Origin of the sequence: Salinibacterium sp. SWN139 (assembly GCF_015864625.1) — a bacterium.
GTDB lineage: Bacteria > Actinomycetota > Actinomycetes > Actinomycetales > Microbacteriaceae > Rhodoglobus.
Window position 1 is genome coordinate 450,700 of the sequence record NZ_JADYWV010000003.1, and the last position, 22,732, is coordinate 473,431.

Below are 22,732 nucleotides of genomic sequence, written 5' to 3' on the forward strand. Positions count from 1 at the left end.
GTGCACGGCCGGGTGGCGCCGCGGCGCTCGGGCGGCGTTCGATTGTTGCCCGAGTGGTGCCTTATTCTTGACAAGTGGCCGACGTAACACTTATAGCCGAACGAATCATTCGCCGCTTCGCCCGCGACACCAACCTCTTGGTCGCCGGCCGCAGCGTGCACATCAGCGCGGTTCAGCCCGAAACTGCTCAGCTCGTCGCCACGTCCCGCGAACTGACGCGAATGCTCAGCGCGCTGGGTGCTCACGTTGTCACCGCTAGCCGCCACAACGCCACCGCATCCGCTCATCTCCTCGACATCCAATTAGATGCCGCTGGCCCCGATTCAGAGATAACCGCCACGCTCCTTCTGGGTGGCGCTCCCCTGCCGTCGCGCGGAGACGCCGACGGACGCATCGACTTCGCGGGCGAACACATGCCCGTTTCGCGACTCGTAGCGAAGGGCCTCGGCGAGCGCGGATCGATACGAGGCTTACGTATTGGCATCGCCATGGTGCTCGAACCCAAGACTGCCCAGTTGGCGCTGCTGCTTGCGGCCGCGGGTGCCGACGTCGCGGTGTACGCGCACCCGGATGAAATCGATGCGTCTGTTGCAGAAGCACTACGGGCGCGCGGTATAGCTGTCGACGGCTCCGAAACGCTCAGCGGCCAGGCTGAGCGCGCTGCTGCGCTGGCGTTCCTCGAACGCGGTTTCGACATCCTGATCGACGATGGTTCGCACCTCATCCGCCTCGCTCATGAAGATGCTCCGCACCTCGTGAAGCAGTGGATCGGCACGAACGAGGAGACGACGAGTGGCTTGACGCCGCTTCGCCACATGAGCACTATGGGCATCCTCGACACTGCTGTGTTTGCGGTCAATGACGCTCAAATGAAGACACGTTTCGATAACCGTTACGGCACCGGCCAGTCGTGTGTGTTCGCGATTGCGGATGCCCTCGACCGAGTGGGCGTGACCGTGCGCGATCAGCCCGCACTCGTGATCGGCTATGGCCCGGTCGGTGAGGGCGTCGCTGCCCACCTTGCGGCGCTCGGAGCCGAGGTGCGCGTGGCCGAGGTCGACCCCGTGTTGGCTCTTCGCGCTGCCCATGACGGTTACGACATCGGTGAGGCTGCCGAGCTCGGTTCCGGCGCACTTGTCGTCTCGAGCACCGGCGTTGCGCACACGATCAGCGCCGACTTGGCCCGCACAGCGCGGGCCGTTGCCGTGGCCGGTGGAGTTCCCGGAGAACTCGATCTCGACGGACTGCTCGTGGGCGATCCCGCCGAACAACTAACGCCACTCGCCGCCCACATCGAACGCGCTGACCCCGCGGGCACCCTCGTGCTCGACCGTGGCGGCTGCATCAATATCACCGCGGCCGAAGGCAACCCGATTGAGATCATGGATCTCTCGTTCGCTGTTCAGCTCGCCGCCGTCGAAGAACTCGTCGTCACGCGACCGGCCGTCGGAGTGCACGCGCTGCCCGCCAGCATCGACGATATCGTTGCCCGCGCCGCCTTGGCCGCCCGCGGTGAACACATCGACACGCCCGCCGACGACCAACTCGCCGCGGCCCACGACTGGCGCTCCCGCCGGTACCTCAGCTCTTCACCGAATCAGGAAACCCGATGAGTAACCTCCATCCCGAGGCATCCGCCCGCATCACTACGGATGCCGACCACCAGGTTGTGCTGTACACCGCCGACCTCGTGATCCCCATCACCGCTCCCCCGCTGCTGAACGGCGCCATTGCCGTGCGCGGCGGTCGCATTCTGCACGTCGGCGAGCGCGACTGGGTTCGCCGATCACTCGCCGATCGCGGTATCGGTGCGCGCGAAATTCACTGGCCCGGTGTTCTCCTACCCGGGCTCGTCAACGCGCACTCGCACTTGCAGTACACCGGCATGGCCGAAGTCGGCCGTGGGCAATACAACGGTTTTGACGACTGGTCCACCGCGTTCAACCCGGTGTACGACCAACCCCACGACTGGGCTGCGGATGCCGCGGCAGGCGCTCAGCTCATGATCGAAGCGGGCACCACCGCCGTGGCCGACATCGTGACCGATGGTGAGGCATCCGCGGCGCTGCACGACGCGGGATTGCACGGCATCACGTACTGGGAAGTGATGAGCTGGACCAATGACGACTGGGCTCGCACCGGGCGCCAGCAGGTTGAGGCTGCTCTGGATGCCCTGCCGTCCCCTCCCGGAACCGGGCTGTCGCCGCACGCACCGTACTCGCTCGAGGTCGTGCCGCTGCTCGAAATCCCCGACATCGTTCGTGAGCGCGGAAGCCGTCTTCACCTGCACTTGGGCGAAGCAGCGTTCGAGCGCGAGTTTCACCACGAGCACGGCGACCCGTGGCACGGCCGCGAACTGGGCAGCTTTCGTGAACTGCGCGCCGCGGGTTTCGGCACCGGCGCCACCGAATTCGTCGACCAGCTTGGCGTGCTCGGGCCCGACTGCCATATCGCCCATGGAATCTACATGACCGCGCGCGATCGTGCCCTTCTGCGGGCTCGCGGCACGAGTGTGGCGCTCTGCCCCCGCTCCAACGCCGTTATCGGTCTTGACGAGCCTCCCGTGGCCGCGTATCTGGCCGAGGGCAACGCGCTGGCCATCGGTACCGACTCGCTGTCATCGAGCCCCTCGCTCGACCTCATGGCGGATGTCGCTGAGCTTTCGCGCATCGCTCATTCTCAGGGCCACACCATGCGTGATCTACCCGAGCGACTGCTGCGCGCGGCCACTCTCGGCGGCGCTCACGCGATGGGGATCGATGTCGGCCCCGACCGCACGGGTCACCTCGCCGTTGGGGCGCTCGCTGACCTCGCTTTCTTCGACATCCCTGTCACCACCATCGACGACACCATCGCTACGCTCGTCGAGTCAGGGGCCGGCCGCACCGCCGCCACGCTCGTCTCCGGGCGCGTCCGATTTGCCAGCGCCAACTTCACAACCCAGACCGGAGTGACCGCTCATGACTGATCCCACTGCTTCTTCTGATGCCGCTAGCGTTGCCGCCGATACTCGCCCGGCAACCGCGCAGCTGCTCAACCTCGAATCGCACCCCGAGGGCGGCTGGTTCCGTCGCACCTGGGCGGGCACCAGCCCTGTCGAGACTCCGAATGGCGCACGCCCGTCAGCCACCTGCATCCACTACCTGCTGGTTCCTGGCGAGCACAGTGACTGGCACGTCGTAGCCAATGATGAAATTTGGATGTGGCACGGCCCCGGAACGCTTGAGCTCTCACTCGGCGGAAGCGGCGACCTGCCCGACGAAGAGAACGTTCAGCACTTCGTTTTGGGCCCCGATCTCGCCAACGGGCACGTCGCTCAAGTCGTTGTTCCGTCCGGCGTCTGGCAAGCCGGCCGTCTGACCGCCGACAGCGAGGTGCTCGTGAGTTGTTTTGTGTCGCCCGGTTTCGACTTCGCTGACTGGCGACTTGTAAACTAGCAAGTCTGTAATCGTTTTCTCCGCCCGAGCACAGCGCCGCTCGGGTGGCATTTGTTCGACCACCTCACGCACCGCAACTGGAGACTTTCATGACCACATCACGGCATTTTCGTCGGGCCCTCGTCGCCACCGCAGCAGCCGCTGTTTTGGCATTGACCGCTTGCGCCGCAGACACCACCGCCGACACGAGCTCGACCGTTGACGACGGATCGCTGCCCACCCTGACCGCGGGCAAGCTCACCATCGCTACCGGCGAGCCCGCCTACGCTCCGTGGATGGTCGACAACGACCCCACGAACGGTGAAGGCTTCGAAGCTGCCGTGGCTTACGCTCTCGCCGACGAACTCGGCTTCACCGCCGATGACGTTGTTTGGGTTCGCTCAAGCTTCGACAGCGCCATTGCACCGGGCCCCAAGGACTGGGACCTCAACCTGCAGCAGTTCTCGATCACCGAAGACCGCAAGCAAGCCGTTGACTTCTCCAGCCCGTACTACACGACCACTCAGGCGATCATCGCGACGGAGAGCTCGGCGGCAGCCGGCGCCACATCGCTCGCCGACCTCAAGGACGTCATCGTCGGTGTCGCTAGCGGCAGCACCAGCTACACGATCGCCGCTGAAGCTCTGGGAGACGACCTCGCGGTCTTCAACTCCAACGAAGACGGCGTTCTTGCGCTGACCAGCGGTCAGATCGATGCTTTCGTCATCGACCTACCCAGCGCTTTCTACCTCGCCAACGTTGAAATCGACGGTGGCGTTATTCTCGGCCAGTTCGAGTCCTCCGCCGGCGGCGATGAGTTCGCTTTCGTGCTGCCGAAGGACTCCGAGCTCACCTCCGCCGTGAGCGAGGCTCTCGACGCTCTGGCTGCTGATGGAACTCTTCAAGCCATCCAGGACGAGTGGCTCAGCGCTGCCGTCGACGTTCCTGTCCTGAAGTAAGGCCACGCCGATGAGCACCTCCACGAGCAGGCCGTCGTGGCGCCCAAGCGAGCTCGAGCTGTCACGACGGGACGTGCGCCGGCGCGCCACCGGTCGTTCGGTGCTCATCGGCATTGTGAGCACGATTGCTTTTGCCGCGATTGTCGGACTGCTCGTCGTCAACACCCCCGGTTGGGAGAGCGTCAAAGCTTCGTTCTTCGACTTCGAGGTGGGGGCGGCAAGCGTGCCGTCGATCCTCGTCGGGCTGTGGCTCAACATTCAGGTGCTCTTTATCTCAGCGATCGGCGTTGCCATTTTTGGCACTCTGCTCGCTGTAACGCGATCGCTGCGCGGACCGGTTTTCTTTCCGCTCCGCGCAGCGGCAACGATCTACACCGACCTCTTTCGCGGGATGCCGCTGCTGATCGTTCTCTACCTGGTCGGCTTCGGGCTGCCGGCGCTCGATATCTTCCCGCGCATGCCGGCCATGTTCTGGGGAACGATCGCCCTCATCCTCACCTACTCGGCTTATGTGGCTGAAGTACTGCGCGCGGGCATGGAAGCCGTGCATCCGTCGCAGCGCATGGCGGCCCGCTCGCTGGGTCTGAGCCACGCCAAGACCCTGCGCATCGTCGTGATCCCGCAGGGCGTTCGCAAGGTCGTTCCCGCCCTCATGAACGACTTTGTCTCTATGCAAAAAGACGTGGGGCTTATCTCGATTCTGGGTGCCGTGGATGCCGTACGCGCTGCCCAGATTCAAGTCGCCCAGAGCTACAACTTCACGCCCTACGTGATTGCCGCCCTGCTCTTCGTCGCCATGAGTTGGCCGATGATCAGGCTCACCGATTGGCTCACCGCACGACTCGCTAAGCGCGAGCAGATCGGAGGCGTCGTATGAGTGTTCTCGACGTGCGCGGAGTGCGCAAACAGTTTGACGACCACGAGGTCTTGCGAGGTGTTGACCTCTCGATCGACAAGCACGAAGTTGTCGTGCTCATCGGAGCCTCGGGCTCGGGCAAGTCGACGCTGCTGCGAACAATCAACCTCATCGAACGAGTGGATGACGGCCAAATTCTGCTCAACGGTGACGACATCACCGACCCCGGAATGAACGCTGACTCGGCCCGCAGCCGAATTGGCGTGGTCTTTCAACACTTCAACCTCTTTCCGCACTTGCGCGTGATCGACAACATCACGCTGGCCGCGCGCGAGGTGCACGGAATGTCGAAGGCGGATGCCACGGAGCGAGCGATGGAACTGCTTGTCTCGCTGGGCCTCGGCGACAAAGCGCGTGACTACCCCGATCGCCTCTCCGGCGGCCAGCAACAGCGTGTGGCCATCATCCGTGCGGTGCTTACCGACCCTGAGCTGCTGCTTCTCGACGAGATTACAAGTGCTCTGGACCCTCAGCTCGTCGGCGAGGTCCTCGACCTCGTACGGCGCCTGAAGACTGACGGCTCGACCATTCTCATGGCAACCCACGAAATGTCGTTCGCTCGCGAAGTAGCCGACCGCATCGTCTTCATGCAGGGCGGGCGCATCGTTGAACAAGGCACGCCAGCACAGATCTTCGACTCACCGCAGGAGCCCGAAACCGTGCAGTTCCTCTCCCGCGTTCGCCACTAGAGCGCGAACAGCACCTAGGAGAAGTCGGCGTCAGGCGCGCTTCCGTAGCTGAATTCGATCTTGGGGCGCCAGCCGCTGTTGAGAACACCACCGCTCTCTTCGAGGTAGCAGGCTCCGCACAGTGACTGGTAGCCGACATCCACACCGTCGATAGCGACTTGGTCGCCATCGAAGATGAACTGGTCGCCGACCGTGCGCGCGTTGAATACTGCTTTGCGGCCGCAGCGGCAAATGGTCTTCAGCTCTTCAAGCGAATGCGCGATTTCGAGCAAACGACGGCTGCCAGGAAACGCGACCGTCTGGAAGTCGGTGCGGATGCCGTAGGCCAGCACCGGAACCTTCTCCACAATGGCGATACGCAGCAAATCATCGACCTGCGCTTCGCTGAAGAACTGTGCCTCGTCGACGAGCAAACAACTCACCGGTAGCCCGGTCTTCTCCAAGACACGGGCACGTTCACGCGCGAATACCTCGTAAACATCATCGGTAGGCGAGATAGTGAAGTCGACCTGACGCGTTACGCCCAGTCGCGAAATGATCGCGTTGTCGCCCTTGGTATCGATGTGAGGCTTCGCCAGCAACACCTGCTGATCGCGCTCTTCATAGTTGTAGGCGGCCTGCAGCAACGCGGTGCTTTTGCCGCTGTTCATGGCGCCATAGCGGAAATATAGTTTGCTCATCAGCGTAGAAATCCATCCTCAGCAGCCCGACGAATCAGGTCAGCCTTTTTACTTGCCGGCCGGTTGGCCTTGGCGTACTTTTCGCGCACTCGCCGCAAGTACGTTTTCGCGGTCTCGTACTGAACATTCATCCGCTCGGCAACCTGCGGTGTGCTTAGTCCAGAAGCGTACAGGGTGAGTGCGTCAGCCTCGCCGGCACTCAGCTTCGGCTTCGACTGGTCTGCCGATCCCGATGGCAGCGGTCGCCAGTCATGCTGCTGCGAACCTTCGCCCTCGACCCCCATGATCTGGCGGGCGGCATCCATCACTTCGTGCATCGGCAGCGACTTCGAGAGGAAAGTGGCCGCCCCGGCCGCCAGAGCGCGGTCACGAGCCTCGCGACTATCGAGGCTGGAGAGAACGATCACTTTGGCTCCCGCGGCGCGACATGTGCGCACACGGGCTTCGATCGACACCGGCTCTTTCAGCTGGAAGTCGAGAAAGACGAGCTCGGTCGGAAAACGGTCGCTGTGCACGAGCTCGAGCCACGTGCTGGCGGTGAGAACAACATCGAAGTCCGGCGCGTTGTTGGTGATCCAACTGTTGAGGCTGTCGAGCAGCACTTCGTGATCGTCGAGGATCGCAAGACGAATGGGCGGCCTGTCGCCGAGATGAGCGCTGAGGTTGGTCTCAGGGGGTGTCATAAGTGAACCTAACGGTGAGAGAGGGCGATCGATAAGAGATGCGAAGTCCGGTAAAGACAACGCGCAAAACTGCGAGATAGGGCGCCAGAGACGAACGCCACGATGATTCGGATGAGGTGATGAGGCCTGTCACTGTGATGACCGCCCCGGAGTCAGTCTTCTCAATCGCGAGGCGCACGCTGCGACGGTCAATTTCACCACCGGTCGCAACGGCCAATACGGCCGCGCGCAAAGCAGTGCGTTGATGGGCTGTCATGGCACCGGCCAGTCGATGAGGATCGTAGACCCGATTACCATCGTCGAGCGCACCGAAAGAGTTGGCAACGACAGATTCGAGCCAACTGCGGTTAACTTCGGTAACCATGAGTTCACGGATCGATTCCGAGTATTTGGCCGCTCGAGCGCTGTCCTCGGGCGAGATGATTCCGCGCTGAGCGAGTTCAGCAAAGAGCGGCGCAATATCGCGATTGAGGATAGTGACGCGGTCCTGTTGCACCGATCGCGCAACTCCCGCATGCTCACGTCTCATCTGGCGCGACGTCGCTCGCAGGGCGCGTGACGCCCACTCTTCATGCGTCTGGATGAGCGACCGTGAAAACGCGGCACCACCGATCGACATCGTGAGAACCGGAGTCATCGAAAAGAGCGCGACGATCATCGCTGGCGCCTGAACTTCCGAAACGGACGACTGCACGATGGCGATAAACCCCGTAAAGATCGCGGCGACCACCCCCATCGTGACCAGCTCTGCGATGGGCCGATAGGGGGCAAGGGCCATGCAGGCGATACCAATGAGCAGCGGCCCCCAGAAATCGGTGAGCAGTGCAGCATTGCTTCCCAGCGACGCCGAACTGAGCGCGAACGCGATAACCAGATACCCGATAACAGCCGCGTGCAGCCCGCCGCTGAACGGGGCACGCAGTGGGCTCGTGCCAATGATCAGCGTCACCGAGGAGAGCGCGACAAAGATCAACGCACTATTTGCGAGCACGGGATGGGCAATGTGCGGCCCGCTAAGCCAGGTCATGACAGCGCCGAGAATAAGAACGCCAGCCGCAGCCACAACACCGACGGGGCGCGCATCAAGGGTTCCGAGGGGGTCGAGCTGTTGAACCGACTCGGTGTCAGCGAGAGCGGTCATTGGGCTGCACTCCGCTCTGAGGCGGGCGCGTTCTCCGCCGTGGGCACCCGAATCATCACCGATGTGCCGAGGCCCGGAGTAGACCAGACTTGAACTGTTCCCGACACCGTCTCGATGCGCCGGCGAACAGACTGCCGCAAACCCAGCCGATCAGCACCGGTCTCTGCCTCGTTGAAGCCCTTGCCCGCATCCACGACGAGCACGCTAACTTCGCTCGGGGAGCCGAAGATTGCCACTTCAGCCCGCATCGTGCCGGAGTGATTGATGACATTGACGAGACACTGCTTAACGGCGGGGGCAAGAGCAGCATCGCCTCGAGAATCCAAGCGGGACAACGCCGTCAAGTCTCCGGTGACTTCAACAACGAGTTCCAGGGCACGAGCCTCAGTAATCGTCGCGAGGAGCGCGCTGTTCTGCCAGTCGTGCCGCACGCTATCGGAGGAATCGAGAGCCGCCTCCGAAAGCCATTCTTCACCCACGAGCACCTCAAGATCACGGCTAATGTCGCGCTGGAGTTTCGGGTTCATCGCGCCAAATGGAGCGTGTGCGATAGCAGCGAGATGACTAAGAACTGTGTCGTGCATAACGGCAGCCGAGGTGGCTTCGATGCCATAGCGAAGACTCGCGAACTCATCATCGCGTGCCGCCCGGTGCAGGTGAGATTGCACGCGCCGCACCCCCCGTTGGCTGAGCCGCAGAATCATGAGCACGCTGATAACAGCAACGTAAATCACAAAGGCTGTCGGATGCGGGTGAACAAAGCCCTGAATCTGCAGCGATGCCAACGCCACTGACGCCTGAGACACGGCAGCACCAACCGTGCACCAGAGGATGCTCCACACCACGTTGCGCCCGGCGCCGCCCACGAGCATCATGGCGATCAGGACGAGGTCGAGCAAGTAGTGCCCGACAACCCCCACCGGTCGCAATTGCGAAATGATCGTGAGCGCGAACCAGTAGGTAGCGGGGCCGCCGATGAGAAGGTGCGCGACGGTAAAGAACATCGTGCGATAGCGGTTCAGGAGCCTGACCGTAATGAGCATCGGAATAAGAGCGATCGCCGCAGGCACGAGATTGCGGCTCGTGTCGCCGGCGTACAACGTCACCACCCCCACGAAGGCGAGGGTTAAGCAGACGAAAGCGACAGCATTAACAACCCGCGCGAAAGCCCGAGTGACGCTCTCTTTGCGCAAGTGGGCGGGCAAGCCAATAGACATGTCTGCCCCCGTTCCTCGTGCCGAAAATACACCACACACAGTATGGCAGCATTCGGGGTACGAGCTGTACCCCGCGTGCGGGGTACAGCTGGGGTCAGAGGCCCACTAAACGGGGGACAAATAGCGCGCTACCAGCCACTTACGGATTGATGTGCAACGCCTTGGCCGTGCGGGTGATCGTCTCGTGAGCAAGTTCAGGCGAGTCAGCAAGCTGCTGGCCGAACGTCGGGATCATCTTCTCAATCTTCGGACGCCACTCATCCATGCGCTCCGGGAAGCACTTCTCCACCAGACCGAGCATGATCGGAACGGCCGTGGAGGCCCCCGGCGATGCGCCGAGAAGGCCAGCGATGCTGCCATCGGCGGAGGACACGACCTCGGTGCCGAACTGCAAGACGCCGATCTTCTTCGGGTCTTTCTTCATCACCTGCACGCGCTGACCAGCCGTAATGCGGTACCAATCTTCTGGCTTGGCATTGGGCACGAATGCCTTGAGCTCTTCGAACTTGGTCTCGGGGCTTGCCATGAGCTGCCCAACCAAATACTTGACGAGCGACAGGTTGCTGAGCCCGGCGGCGACCATCGGGAGCACGTTGTGCCAGCGGATGGACGCGAAGAGGTCGAGAACTGAACCGGTCTTCAGGAACTTGGGGCTGAATCCGGCGTACGGGCCGAACATGAGGCTGCCCTCCCCCTCAACGACACGAAGGTCGAGGTGAGGAACCGACATGGGCGGCGAACCGACCGCGGCTTTGCCATAGACCTTGGCGCTGTGGGCGGCCACGATCTCGGGGTTGTCCGTGCGCAGGAACTCGCCGCTGACGGGGAATCCACCGAAGCCGCGAATCTCTTTGATGCCTGACTTCTGCAGAAGGTTGAGGGCATAACCGCCAGCACCCACGAAGACGAAACGTGCGGTCACGGGTTCGACAGGTGTGCCGCCGATGTCGTGACGAAGCTTGAGCTTCCAGAGGCCGTCGCGCTGTTTCGTGAGGTTCGTGACCACGATGCCCGTGCTGAGCTCAGCACCCGACTCCACGAGGTTGTTGACGAGATAGTGCGAGAGCGCACCAAAGTCGACGTCAGTGCCCGCAGGAATGTGCGTCGCGGCCACCGGCTCTGACTTGAGGCGGCCTGGCATCATGAGCGGCGCCCAGCCGTGAATGATGGCAGGGTCTTCGCTGTATTCCATGCCCGCGAAGAGCGGGTGATCCTTGAGCGCTTCGAAACGCTTGCGCAAATATTCGACGTTTGTTTCGCCCCACACAAAGCTCATGTGCGGGGTCGCGTTGATGAACGACTCGGGTTCGGGCAACGCTCCCTCGTCAACGAGGTACGACCAGAACTGGCGTGACACTTGGAACTGCTCGTTGACCTTCACCGCACTCGAAATCTCGATAGAGCCATCGCTCTTTTGCGGGGTGTAATTGAGCTCGCACAGCGCGGAATGTCCGGTGCCAGCGTTGTTCCACGGATTCGAACTCTCCAGGGCAAGATCGCCCAAGCGTTCGAAAATCTGGATCTCCCAGTCCGGCTGCAATTGCTTCAGCAGCGTTCCGAGGGTGGCACTCATGATTCCGCCGCCGATAAGCGCGACGTCGACGGTTTTCTTCACAACTCCACTTTAGCCTTCTGTTAGAGGCCCAAAGTGCGAAGAGCCTGATCCATCTCGCTGGCCATCGCCGCGTAACCCTCATTGTTGGGATGCAGCCCGTCGCTGGCCATCCACTCGGGGTGCCCCTCGATCCAGTGCGAGGCCCCCGCAATGTAGTCAGCACCGCTGTCGGATGCCGCAGCCTCGACCCAACCGATGATCGTTTCGACGGACTCTGGCCGCTCATCCGTGTACCAGAACGGCTCGACAACAATGAAGCGGCCATCCGGAAGCGCGGTTGTCAGCCGGTCGAGATCTGCTGAGATTTGAGTGCGGATGTCGCTGGCTCGGGCATCGAAACTGAAGTTGTCGTTGAGGCCCATCGTCACGATCACGATGTCGGGGTCATCCGCGATGATCATGCTCGGAAGGTCGCCGTCGCCGAACGCGCTGCGGTTGTTGATGAAGCCGAGTCCGTTCACGCTCGGATTGAACTCGCTCCACCCCCGCTGCTCGCTGATCACCGTCGACCACCGGTTCTCGGAAGCCGACGCTCCGGTGCCGAGAGTGTAGGAATCACCATAGAAAGCGACGCGAACCTCGTTGGGGTCGCGTTCGGCCGCGGGCTCCTCGGAGCTGCATGCCGAGAGGCTGAGGGCCGCGGCGACCACAACGGTCGTCGCGATAATGCGGGCTACTGAATCAAACTTCATGGAAGGAGTTCGGCGCGGGTGGCCCAAACGGTTGCTATGGTCTGGGACGCGGGAGACCATGAGTGATTTACGAGAGCTAGAGTCCGAGTTCGCGAAGCGCGAGAGCTAGAGTCCGAGTTCGCGAAGCGCGAGATCCATCTGGGTTGCGATCGCCGCATGCCCCGCATCGTTGGGATGCAGGTTGTCGTCGGACATCCACTCCGGATGCCCCGTGAGCCAATACGACGCGCCCGACACGTAATCGGCGCCGGCTTCAGTCGCGGCGGCACGGACCCACGAAATGATCACTCCGACCGAAGCAGGGCGCTGGGTTTTGTACCAGAAAGGCTCGACGACAATGATCTGGGCATCGGGAAGCTCCGTCACGAGTCGCTCAAAATCGCTGAGAATCTGGCCGGGCAGCTCGTCGGCATACGCGTCGTAGGCGAAGTTGTCGTTGAGGCCCATCGTGACAATAACGACGTCGGGGTCGTCGGCAATGATGAGGCCGGGCAGGTCACCGTCACCGAACTCCGTGCGGTTGCGCATGAACCCAAGACCGCTGACGCTCGGGTTGAACTCCCTCCAGCCGTGCTGGCTGCTGAGAAGCGTCGACCAGCGCAATTGCTCCGCTGATGCTCCTGTTCCCCGCGTGTAGGAGTCGCCATAGAAAGCGACCCGAAGAGCATCGGAATCAGACGCCGCGACGACAAGAGGCTCCGTCGAGGACGCGCTCGTCGCGCACCCCGCAAGACCCAACGTGACCGAGACCGCGATCATCGCAACGATCGTGCGGGCTGCGGAACCGAAGGTCATACGGGAAATTCGGAGCGGCGGGCAGTGGAGCGTGCCCGCTAAGCCGAAACCTTTGCGAGAATCTTTGCGGCAACAAGCTCCGCGATCTGTACCGCATTGAGAGCGGCGCCCTTGCGCAAGTTGTCGTTGCTAATGAACAACGCGAGGCCGCGACCGTTCGGCACGCCCTCATCCGTACGGATGCGACCCACAAAGCTGGGGTCGGCGCCCGCTGCGTCGAGAGGCGTCGGGATGTCGCTGAGACTGACACCGGGAGCATCCGCCAGCAATTCCTTCGCCCGCTCGGGGCTCAGGGGCTTGCCAAATTCCACGTTGATCGACAGCGAGTGGCCGGTGAAAACAGGGACACGAACGCACGTGCCGCTCACCAGAAGGTTCGGCAGTTCGAGAATCTTGCGGCTCTCGTTGCGCAGCTTCTTCTCTTCGTCGGTCTCGTTAAGGCCATCGTCGACGATGTTGCCCGCGAGCGGAACAACGTTGAACGCAATGTTCTTGGGGAACTTGTTTGGGGCAGGCATCGTGACCGCCGCGCCATCTTCCACGAGTCCCATCGTGTTTTGGGCGACCGCGGCAGCAGCCTGCTCGAGTAGCTCTTCGCCACCGGCAAGGCCTGCACCAGACACAGCCTGGTAGGTGCTCACGATCAAGCGCTCAAGACCGGCTTCAGCATCCAGAACCTTCAACACCGGCATCGCTGCCATCGTGGTGCAGTTCGGGTTCGCAATGATGCCCTTAATGGCCTGATCAATCGCGTGGGGGTTGACCTCGCTGACGACCAGCGGAACCTCAGGGTCCATGCGCCAGCCCGACGAGTTATCGATCACAGTGACACCGGCCGCCGCAAAGCGCGGAGCCTGCGCCAACGACGTCGTGGCACCGGCCGAGAAAATCGCAACGTCGAGGCCTGTCGGATCAGCGATGGAGGCATCTTCAACGGTGATCTGCTCGCCCTTGAACGGCAACGTCGTACCCGCACTGCGAGCAGATGCGAAGTAACGAATCTCCGCTACCGGAAAATCGCGCTCTTCCAACAGACGGCGCACAACAGCGCCAACCTGACCCGTCGCACCAACAACACCAATACGGATGCCTGCGTTACTCATGAGTACCTCTACCTACAGTTTGTATTCGCCACACTAGCGCCGAACAATGAGAAAATTTGGCCGCGAAGCGCGGTTAGCGACCCGTGCCCGCGTGAACAATAGCCTCTTCGTCGCCATCGAGACCGAAGGCAGTGTGCACAACACGAACCGCTTCCGCAACCGTGTCGGCACGCGTGACCACAGAAATACGGATCTCACTCGTGGAGATCATTTCCATGTTGATGCCCGCCTCGAACAGAGCCGTAAACAGTCGAGCTGACACTCCAGCGTTAGTACGCATGCCGCCACCGACCACGGAGAGCTTTCCGATCTGGTCATCGTGCTGCAGCGACTCGAAGCCAACCTCTTCTTGATTGAAAGTCAACGCGCGAAGCACATCTTCGGCATCCGACTTCTTCAAGGTGAAGGAGATGTCGGTGCGACCTGTTGCCGCCTCAGAAACGTTCTGAACGATCATGTCAATGTTGGCATTAGCGGTGGCCACGATCGTAAAGATCTGTGCAGCTTTTCCTGGAACATCAGGAACTCCTACCACCGTGATCTTCGCTTCGCTCAGATCGGAGGCAACACCTGTGATGATTGCTTCTTCCACGCTCTCTCCATCCTTCGGATTGACCACCAACGTGCCGGTGTTGTTATTAAACGACGACCGCACGTGAATCGTTACCCCGTGCCGGCGCGCATATTCCACAGCGCGCACATCGAGCACCTTGGCGCCTGCCGCAGCAAGCTCCAACATTTCTTCACTCGTGACGACATCGACCTTGCCCGCAGACTTAACGATGCGGGGATCAGCCGTGAAAATGCCATCGACATCGGTGTAGATTTCGCAGGTCTCGGCGCCGAGTGCGGCGGCGAGGGCTACCGCGGTGGTGTCTGAGCCACCGCGACCGAGAGTCGTAATGTCTCCGGTTCCGCGGTTGAATCCTTGGAAGCCTGCGACGATCGCGATAGCACCATCATCGAGGGCTTCTTTGACGCGGCGAGGAGAAACCTCCACGATGCGAGCAGCACCGTGCTGGGCATCCGTGACCATTCCGGCCTGACTGCCGGTGTAACTGCGAGCGTCGACGCCCAAGCCCTTGATCGCCATGGCGAGCAACGCCATCGAAATTCGTTCGCCTGCGGTAAGCAGCATGTCGAGCTCGCGCCCGGTCGGCACTGGCACGACTTGCGCGGCGAGGTCGAAGAGTTCGTCGGTGGTGTCCCCCATGGCTGAAACGACAACAACAACGTCGTTTCCGGCCTTGCGGGTCTCGACAATGCGCTTGGCGACGCGCTTAATACTCTCAGCGTCGGCAACGGACGAGCCACCGAACTTCTGAACGATGAGGCTCATTGTTCTCCTGAAGCGTGGTTGATCGGGCAGCGGGTGCCCAAAATGCGAGTCTAACGGTGCCAGCACCATCCGCCGAGTTCGTTACGGGAGGGCTAGTTGTCGATCGTTCGACGACCTTCAAATGCACGACCGAGAGTGACCTCGTCGGCATATTCCAGATCTCCGCCGACCGGGAGACCGGATGCGAGGCGAGAAATACGAAGGTTGGGTTGAACGAGAAGCCGCGTGAGGTACGTAGCGGTTGCTTCACCTTCGAGATTGGGGTCGGTCGCGATGATGACTTCTGTGACGACGCCGTCAGCTAACCGGCCCAACAGTTGCTTGATGCGCAACTGGTCGGGACCAATTCCATCGATGGGGCTGATAGCTCCACCGAGTACATGATACAGCCCGTGGAATTCGCGAGTGCGCTCGATAGCGACGACGTCTTTTGCCTCTTCGACAACACAAATCGTGGCCGGCGAGCGCCGAGCATCCCGACAAATCGAACACGTGTCGTGCTCGGTTACGTTGCCGCAAATGGCGCAAAAATGCACTTTGTCGCGGATGTCGTTGAGCAGTTCTGCAAGCCGACGAACATCGAAACTTTCGGTCTGCAAAATGTGGAATGCGATGCGCTGAGCAGACTTGGGCCCGATGCCGGGAAGCCGACCGAGCTCGTCGATCAGTTCTTGAACAATTCCGTCGTACACGGGTTACTCGTCTCTCGGCTGCGGCACCACACGGGGAGCCACTTGCTCTTCTTCGATAAAGGTTGCGTTCAGCAGTTCGCGCACCACGGATTCGCCATAACGCGAACGATCCATTTGCGCTGCCGTTGCCGACATCGCTGCTTTCGCCATTGATTCTGGTGGGGCTGGGGGCGCAGCTGCTGCCGCTTCTGCCAACCGGTCGGCCGTGGGCTTCTTCGCCGCTTGCTGAGCCTGCTGCGCTTGCGCGTTAGCAGTGCGTTGTGCTGCAGCGCCACCGCGTGCTGCGGAGGGGTCGCCCTCGGGTTCTGGCTCGGACTCAGGGATAGCCGCTACAGCCCATCCCCCGGGTTCACGATCTTCGGCCGGCGCAGGTTCCTCAGGCTCGGGGCCCTCATCAACGGCGGGCGCGGTGCGCTGCGGTGAACGCGGCTGAGCTGTGGGTTCCGGCGAAACCTCCGGGGCGGGCATCCGCGATTCTTGCTGCGGTGCTGTCGTCGCTGCTGGGTGCTCAGCGGGAGGCGCTGACGGGGCACCCTCAACTTTGGCAATGAACGCGGGCTCGAAACCGAGCACGTGCACGACTGCCTTCTTGAGATAGTCGCCGACTCCTTCGCCGGGAGCACTGCGCTGCTTGAGAGCGTCAACGTCGCGTTGGCTGGGGAACGAGAGCACCAAAATCTTCTCGTCGCGAAGCTCAAGAGGCTTGGCAGTGAACACGACCATCCACGCGGTGCGCTTGAGGTTCTCGACCACATCAAGAATTTCGGGCCAGGCGTCTTTAACCTGCTGAAACGACACGGGCGTCGTGCGCGGCGCAGCGGGGGCAGAGAGCCCCGTACTGGATGCTGCGGGCGCCGGCGGTGAGGCAACTGGAGTCGCCGAACCAGCCGAGGGTGCCGGCGGCGTCGCGGCAGGGGTCTGCGCAGCGGCACGCACAGCGGGTGCAGCCGCAGGGGCGGAAGCGGGAGCCGCAGGTGCCGCAGCACGCGACGGTGCCGCGCTGGCAGCGGTAGCCGCGGCGATGGGTGCATCACCCTCGATACCGATGCGACGTTCGAGGCGCTCAACCCGGGCGAGTGCACCACGTTGGGTGTTATCGCTCGCGGGAACCAAAATGCGCGCGATCATCAGTTCAAGATGAAGCCGCGGTGAGGTTGCGCCGGTCATTTCTGAGAGCGCAGCGTTGATCACATCGGCTGCACGCGATAGCTCAGCGGCGCCCAGCGTGTGGGCTTGCTGCGCCATGCGCTCGAGTTGATCTTGCGGGATGCCGCGCAGCACGGAGGCCGCATTGTCTGCGGTCGCTGCGACAACGATGAGGTCGCGCATCCGCTCAAGAAGATCTTCGACGAAACGGCGCGGGTCTTGACCGGTCTGGATGACGCGGTCAACCGCCGAGAACGCAGCGGCAGCGTCGCCAGTGCCGAGAGCATCAATCACTTCGTCAAGCAGCTCGGCGTGCGTGTAACCCAGCAGCGCAACGGCGCGCTCGTAACCGACCGTTGCAGTGTCGGAACCAGCGATGAGTTGGTCGAGCAGCGAGAGAGTGTCGCGCACCGAACCTCCACCAGCGCGGACGACGAGGGGAAGCACCCCTGGCTCAACCTCGACGTTCTCGCTTTCGCACAGCTGCTGAACGTAGTCGAGCATCTGGGCAGGCGGAACTAAACGGAACGGGTAGTGATGGGTGCGCGAACGAATCGTGCCAATCACCTTGTCAGGCTCGGTCGTGGCGAAGATGAACTTCACGTGCTCCGGCGGCTCTTCAACGATCTTGAGCATCGCGTTGAAGCCCTGGGGCGTCACCATGTGCGCCTCGTCGAGAATGAAGATCTTGAAACGGTCGCGGGCCGGGGCAAACACGGCACGCTCGCGCAGGTCACGGGCATCCTCAACACCGTTGTGGCTTGCCGCGTCGATCTCGACAACATCGAGCGAACCGCCACCATCACGCGACAGCTCTACACACGACGCACACACCCCACAGGGAGTATCGGTCGGGCCCTCGGCACAGTTGAGACAGCGAGCCAAAATGCGGGCGGATGTCGTCTTGCCACACCCACGCGGACCACTAAACAGGTACGCATGATTGACCCGATCGGTGCGCAACGCTGTGCGCAGCGGATCGGTCACTTGAGATTGGCCGATGAGTTCAGCAAAAGTCTCGGGCCGGTATCGGCGATATAGGGCAGCAACCACGCCCCTAGCGTAGTCGTGCCCGCTGACGATCCCAACGTGCGCTGAGCGAACAGGCACAGCCCACACTTATCTCAAAGTTGTGTGAAATCGACCAAACCGTATCGTCGCCCGCCCCGAATCATCTCTGGTCGGCTGGTTACCGACCACGGCCACACCTGATCCGTGGCACGCGTTACCCGAATAGACGTGCAGGGCTCACCCGGGGGGTGGGAAAACCCTGCACGCACTTGTGTCTCGAAACGAGTGATGAGGCGGCAGCGCTTTAGTGCGCTGCCGCCCTCATTCACGCGCGGTGGCGCCCGGTGGGGCGTCGAGAAATCATGAGCAGTCCGCCGGCGCCGATGAGAGCGAAAGCGAGCCAAGCGCCTAGGGAACCGGACGAACCGGTGAAGGCGAGGCCATCATCCGCTGCAGCCAGTGTGGTGAGCTCGAAGGTGAAGCCAGGCGTGCTGACCTCTAGTGCGCCCGAGGCGACCATCGCGGGAACCCACATCGCTTCGTGTTCGGGAGTGACAACCGTTGCGACGGTGTCACTCAGAACCGTGAAGTTGGAGCCCCACACCGCACCGAAGCGTGCTCCGGTAGCGGCCGAGAATCCAGTTCCGCGAAGCGTCACTAGGGTGCCACCATCGTCGGGGCCGACGAGCGGTGTCATTGACATGACTACCGGGGCTACGACGTAGGTGAACTCGCCAGCGGCGGCATCCACGATGGGATGCTCGACCACCACGGCAGCTGCGCCTGCCGACCCTGCGGGCGTCATGACCGTGATCTCGGTGTCACTCACGACGGTGAACGATGTTCCATCTTCCCCGTCGAAAGTCACCCCTGTCGCTCCGGTAAAACCACTACCCGTGATCGTGACCTCGGTGCCGCCAGCCAACGGACCGGTATCGGGGGTCAGGCCGGTCACACTCGGATTCGCGAGGTAGGTGAAGGTCGCCGAGGTCGAATCGCCAGCGGCGTGGGTCACTACAACATCGACGGCTCCCACAGCGTGCGCGGGGCTCGAGACAGTGATTTCGGTATCGCTGACCACGGTGAACGATGTTCCGTCATCCCCGTCGAAGGTCACCCCGGTGGCGCCGGTAAAGCCGGTGCCGGTGATGGTCACTACGGTTCCTCCCGCGACGGGGCCGAGGACGGGACTGAGCGACGCAATCGCGGGCCCGTCGGTGTAGGTGAAGTCACCAGCAGCCGCATCGGCGATCGGATGCACGACCACGACGGCCGCGTCTCCCGCCGCATGGGCGGGACTCGTGACGGTGATCTCTGTGTCGCTCACGACAGTGAACGACGTTCCGTCATCCCCATCGAACGTCACGCCGGTAGCGCCGGTAAAGCCGGTGCCGGTGATCGTGACCTCAGTGCCGCCAGCAAGCGGGCCGGAAGTCGGGCTGAGGTCGGTCACGCTCGGAGTTGCCAGGTAGGTGAAGTCGCCAGCGCTCACATCGCCACCGGCATGCTCGACGACAACGTCGACGGCTCCCGCAGCGTGCGCGGGGCTCGTAACAGTGATTTCGGTATCACTAACTACGGAGAACGACGTTCCCGCATCCCCGTCGAAGGTCACGCCGGTGGCGCCGGTGAAGCCGGTGCCGGTGATGGTGACGTCCGTTCCTCCCGCGATGGGTCCCAGGTCGGGGCTCATCGCAGAGACGGTCGGTGCCGCAACGTAGGTGAAGTCTCCGGCGTCAGCGTCGCCAGCAGGGTGCTCGACCACTACCGCGGCAGCGCCCTCGGCGCCTGCGGGTGTGGTGACGGTGATTTCGGTATCGCTCACCACAGTGAACGACGTTCCGTCATCCCCATCGAAGGTGACCCCCGTTGCGCCGGTGAAGCCGGTGCCGGTAATCGTGACAACCGTTCCGCCGGCAAGCGGGCCCTCATCGGGCGCGATCGACGAGACCATAGGAGCGGCCTGGTAGCTAAATTCGCCCGGAGCCGAATTGGCGGGCGTGTTGAGCACGATCACATCGACCACGGCAATGACGTGGGCCGGGGTAGAGACAGTGATCTCGGTGTCGCTCACGACGGTGAACGACGTTCCCGCATCCCCGTCAAAGGTGACTCCCGTGGAGCCCGTGAAGCCGGTACCGGTGATGGTCACTGCGGTTCCGCCAGCGACCGGGCCGATGTTCGGCGACAGCGACGAAATGATGGGAGCTGCGGTGTAGGTGAAGTCACCAGCAGCGACGTTTCCGAGCGGATGCTGCACCACCACGCCAACGGTTTCCGCGGCATGCGCGGGGCTTGAGACGGTGATCTCGGTGTCGCTCACGATGGTGAACGACGTTCCGGCATCCCCGTCAAAGGTGACTCCCGTGGAGCCCGTGAAACCGGTACCCGTGATCGTCACTTCAGTGCCGCCGGCGAGCGGCCCCTCGGTGGGAGCCAGGTCGGAGACGGTCGGTGCTCCGCGGTACGTGAAGGTGGCGGGAGCCGAGTCGCCAGAGGCACGCTCGATGATCACATCGACGGCGCCGAGAGCATGGGCCGGGCTCGAGACAGCGATTTCGGTGTCGCTCTCGACAGTAAATGACGTGCCGTCGGTTCCATCAAACGTGACGCCGGTCGCGCCCGTGAAATCAGTACCCGTGATGGTCACCGCGGTGCCACCCGCGATCGGACCGAAATCAGGTGTCATCGAGGAGATGACGGGCACCGGCGTGTAGGTGAACTCGCCAGCATCCGAAGCACCCGCAGGATGCTGGATGATGACCTCGACGTCGCCCACAGCATGCGCGGGGCTCGTGACCGTGATCTCGGTGGCGCTGACAACGGTGAACGACGTTCCGGCATCACCGTCGAAGGTAACCCCCGTAGAGCCGGTGAAGCCAGTACCCGTGATGGTCACTGCCGTACCGCCTGTTGTCGGACCGCTGGCGGGATCGACGTCGGAGATGGCGGGGCGCACACCGGTGTGGTTCGGACCGACAGCCGAGCGCGCGACATCCAGCTCGAGAAGACCGGCGACCGGACCTTGGGCGAGAAGGCTAATGCGAAGTGCGGTTTCGACAAACTGCTGGTCAGGCGACGTACCGATGAGTTCCTGGTTGTTGATGGTGATCGCAAGAACGGACTCCAGCGCAGTGAAGACGGGAGACAGAGCAGCGATTACCGGAGTGACAACACCGGACTGCACGCCGGCGACAAAGATCTGCAACGCTGTCGTACTCGGGTCGATGAGGTCAGCCGCGAGCGGAGCAATCGCCGCGCCCACGATGGCTTCCGTCAGCAGATCGACGTGGATGATTCCTAATGCCGAAATACCGATTGTCGCGTTCGAAGTTGCAATATCAGCGAGCGTTCCCGCGACAGTTACCTCGACGAGAGGCACAACACCAAGACCAAGATTGATACCGAGGTTGACCTCGATCTCGACTTCGGCGGCCTCGAGCGCGGCGGTGACGGCGTCCTCGACGTTGTCGGCGAATTGCCCGACCAGAGTCGTGATCGATGTGGTGATTGCGGTGAGCTCTGCAGAGCTCAAAACCGACGTGTTCGCAGGCTGCGCGGAAAGCGAGCCACCCTTCAGCTCGGCCAAATCAACAGAAATCTCGCCGGTACCAAAGTCGATGGTGACCGCATCTGACGTCATCGGCGTGTAGAGCGGGGCGATCGCTCCGGGGAGATCGAGAGTCACGCTCGCCGAGGTACCCGTGGTCGAGATCAGTCCGACACTATCCAGAGTGCTCAACGCGACATTGGACACCGCACCGACGAGAGAACCGCCGGGGCCCGCAACGGCATCGACCGCTCCGGAAAGCGTTCCCGCAAGACCGTCAACCGTTGCGCTCACGCCGGCAACAGTGTCGCTCGTTAGCTTCAGCTCAGCCCCAACAATTTCGTAGCTGCCTGTAGCCGCGGCAGGTGCAGCAGCTTCTGCTCGTGAACTCGTCGCACCAATTTCGAGAGACAGCGCAGTGAGTTCGCTCGCCAATCCCGCGTCGAGTACTTGAGCGAGATCCAGAGACAGCGGTGAGGGGCGATCTTCGATGCCAAAGAGTGCCACGCCGACGTCGCCGTCGACATTAACAAGCCCCGTGGCAGCGACTGAGCTGCCATCATTGGCCGCTTGGGAAAATGCCCTCAGCACCCCCGCATCGGCGAGCGCGATGGGCACACCGACACCACCCACCGTTGCGGTGAGACCAACGAGCGCTCCGACGCCCGCCGTATCCGTTTGCAGCGCCTGAACGCCGTTATTGCTGGCATCCGATTCTCCGAGGAGAGCCAATTCGCCCGCAAGCAGTCCGGAGAGCAAACTGCCCGAAAGGTAGGCGGACTCCGCAACGGAATCATCGCCCGCTGCAGCCTGCGCTGGAGCGCCAGCAGAGAAGACGGAGAGTGTGACAAGCCCTGCCGCAGCGACCGCCGAAACGGTTAAGCGAACTGCCCGAGCAAGCCCCCGATTGGTCTTATTCGTACGTAAAATTGGTTCCCCGAAAACCACAATATCCCCCTGATCACGAGGCCAGTGTGCTTGGTATACACAGTCTCAACTCGAGCAGTGGTTAGTCACTCGCAGGGTGGTTGGCCCAGCGTTGAGATGGTCCGAATCCGACCTCGAAGCCATAATAAAAGCTCAGGGTG

The 22,732-nt window shown here is 62.2% G+C and carries 18 protein-coding genes; 6 read left to right on the forward strand and 12 right to left on the reverse strand.

Translation table 11 applies throughout. From position 1 onward, the window contains the following. Nucleotides 1-74 precede the first annotated feature (74 nt). The 6 genes from I6E74_RS12070 to I6E74_RS12095 all read left to right on the forward strand — a co-directional run bounded on the left by I6E74_RS12070 (nucleotide 75) and on the right by I6E74_RS12095 (nucleotide 5,980). A complete protein-coding gene (locus tag I6E74_RS12070; protein ID WP_197125998.1) occupies nucleotides 75-1,613 on the forward strand; it encodes an adenosylhomocysteinase in 1,539 nt (512 codons plus the stop codon). Next, nucleotides 1,610-2,968, forward strand: a complete 1,359-nt coding sequence (locus tag I6E74_RS12075) for an amidohydrolase family protein (protein WP_197126007.1) — start codon at nucleotides 1,610-1,612, stop codon at nucleotides 2,966-2,968. Before I6E74_RS12070 ends, I6E74_RS12075 begins: the two co-directional genes overlap by 4 nt. Then, nucleotides 2,961-3,437 carry a cupin domain-containing protein gene (locus I6E74_RS12080; protein WP_197126010.1) on the forward strand — a complete coding sequence of 159 codons (477 nt, stop codon included), beginning with the start codon at nucleotides 2,961-2,963 and terminating at the stop codon, nucleotides 3,435-3,437. The genes I6E74_RS12075 and I6E74_RS12080 overlap by 8 nt, the downstream gene beginning before the upstream one ends. Nucleotides 3,438-3,526: 89 nt before the next feature. After that, complete coding sequence (locus I6E74_RS12085) at nucleotides 3,527-4,375, forward strand: ABC transporter substrate-binding protein (protein WP_197126012.1); 849 nt, start codon at nucleotides 3,527-3,529, stop codon at nucleotides 4,373-4,375. A gap of 10 nt (nucleotides 4,376-4,385) precedes the next feature. Further along, entirely contained in the window at nucleotides 4,386-5,252 is an 867-nt protein-coding gene (locus tag I6E74_RS12090) for an amino acid ABC transporter permease (protein WP_197126014.1), read from the forward strand. Further along, nucleotides 5,249-5,980, forward strand: coding sequence for an amino acid ABC transporter ATP-binding protein (locus I6E74_RS12095; RefSeq protein WP_197126016.1), 732 nt, complete (start codon nucleotides 5,249-5,251; stop codon nucleotides 5,978-5,980). The genes I6E74_RS12090 and I6E74_RS12095 overlap by 4 nt, the downstream gene beginning before the upstream one ends. A 14-nt stretch (nucleotides 5,981-5,994) precedes the next feature. Here the strand turns inward: I6E74_RS12095 and I6E74_RS12100 are convergent, their stop codons facing one another. The 12 genes from I6E74_RS12100 to I6E74_RS14785 all read right to left on the reverse strand — a co-directional run bounded on the left by I6E74_RS12100 (nucleotide 5,995) and on the right by I6E74_RS14785 (nucleotide 22,592). Next, entirely contained in the window at nucleotides 5,995-6,660 is a 666-nt protein-coding gene (locus I6E74_RS12100; RefSeq protein WP_197126019.1) for a thymidine kinase, read from the reverse strand. Then, nucleotides 6,660-7,343 (reverse strand): response regulator, encoded by a 684-nt coding sequence (locus tag I6E74_RS12105; protein ID WP_197126021.1) that lies wholly within the window; start codon nucleotides 7,341-7,343, stop codon nucleotides 6,660-6,662. The genes I6E74_RS12100 and I6E74_RS12105 overlap by 1 nt, the downstream gene beginning before the upstream one ends. Beyond that, entirely contained in the window at nucleotides 7,330-8,484 is a 1,155-nt protein-coding gene (locus tag I6E74_RS12110; RefSeq protein ID WP_197126023.1) for a hypothetical protein, read from the reverse strand. Before I6E74_RS12110 ends, I6E74_RS12105 begins: the two co-directional genes overlap by 14 nt. Then, the gene (locus tag I6E74_RS12115) at nucleotides 8,481-9,701 is read right to left on the reverse strand and encodes a sensor histidine kinase (protein WP_197126025.1); all 1,221 of its coding nucleotides are present in this window, start codon (nucleotides 9,699-9,701) and stop codon (nucleotides 8,481-8,483) included. Before I6E74_RS12115 ends, I6E74_RS12110 begins: the two co-directional genes overlap by 4 nt. A gap of 139 nt (nucleotides 9,702-9,840) precedes the next feature. Continuing rightward, nucleotides 9,841-11,316 carry a malate:quinone oxidoreductase gene (locus I6E74_RS12120; protein WP_197126027.1) on the reverse strand — a complete coding sequence of 492 codons (1,476 nt, stop codon included), beginning with the start codon at nucleotides 11,314-11,316 and terminating at the stop codon, nucleotides 9,841-9,843. Between the two features lie 20 nt (nucleotides 11,317-11,336). Next, entirely contained in the window at nucleotides 11,337-12,008 is a 672-nt protein-coding gene (locus tag I6E74_RS12125) for an SGNH/GDSL hydrolase family protein (protein ID WP_197126029.1), read from the reverse strand. Between the two features lie 105 nt (nucleotides 12,009-12,113). Then, nucleotides 12,114-12,803 (reverse strand): SGNH/GDSL hydrolase family protein, encoded by a 690-nt coding sequence (locus I6E74_RS12130; protein WP_197126031.1) that lies wholly within the window; start codon nucleotides 12,801-12,803, stop codon nucleotides 12,114-12,116. 38 nt (nucleotides 12,804-12,841) lie between these two features. Beyond that, nucleotides 12,842-13,906 (reverse strand): aspartate-semialdehyde dehydrogenase, encoded by a 1,065-nt coding sequence (locus I6E74_RS12135; protein WP_197126035.1) that lies wholly within the window; start codon nucleotides 13,904-13,906, stop codon nucleotides 12,842-12,844. 73 nt (nucleotides 13,907-13,979) lie between these two features. Further along, nucleotides 13,980-15,245 (reverse strand): aspartate kinase, encoded by a 1,266-nt coding sequence (locus I6E74_RS12140; protein ID WP_197126037.1) that lies wholly within the window; start codon nucleotides 15,243-15,245, stop codon nucleotides 13,980-13,982. Nucleotides 15,246-15,337: 92 nt separating this feature from the next. Next, complete coding sequence (gene recR / locus I6E74_RS12145; RefSeq protein WP_197107976.1) at nucleotides 15,338-15,937, reverse strand: recombination mediator RecR; 600 nt, start codon at nucleotides 15,935-15,937, stop codon at nucleotides 15,338-15,340. Nucleotides 15,938-15,940: 3 nt separating this feature from the next. After that, nucleotides 15,941-18,136: a DNA polymerase III subunit gamma and tau gene (locus I6E74_RS12150; protein ID WP_197126039.1), complete on the reverse strand. Its 2,196-nt coding sequence runs from the start codon at nucleotides 18,134-18,136 to the stop codon at nucleotides 15,941-15,943. A 283-nt stretch (nucleotides 18,137-18,419) separates the two neighbouring features. Beyond that, on the reverse strand, nucleotides 18,420-22,592 hold the full coding sequence (locus I6E74_RS14785; RefSeq protein WP_197126041.1) for an IPT/TIG domain-containing protein: 4,173 nt from the start codon (nucleotides 22,590-22,592) through the stop codon (nucleotides 18,420-18,422). Nucleotides 22,593-22,732: the final 140 nt, after the last annotated feature.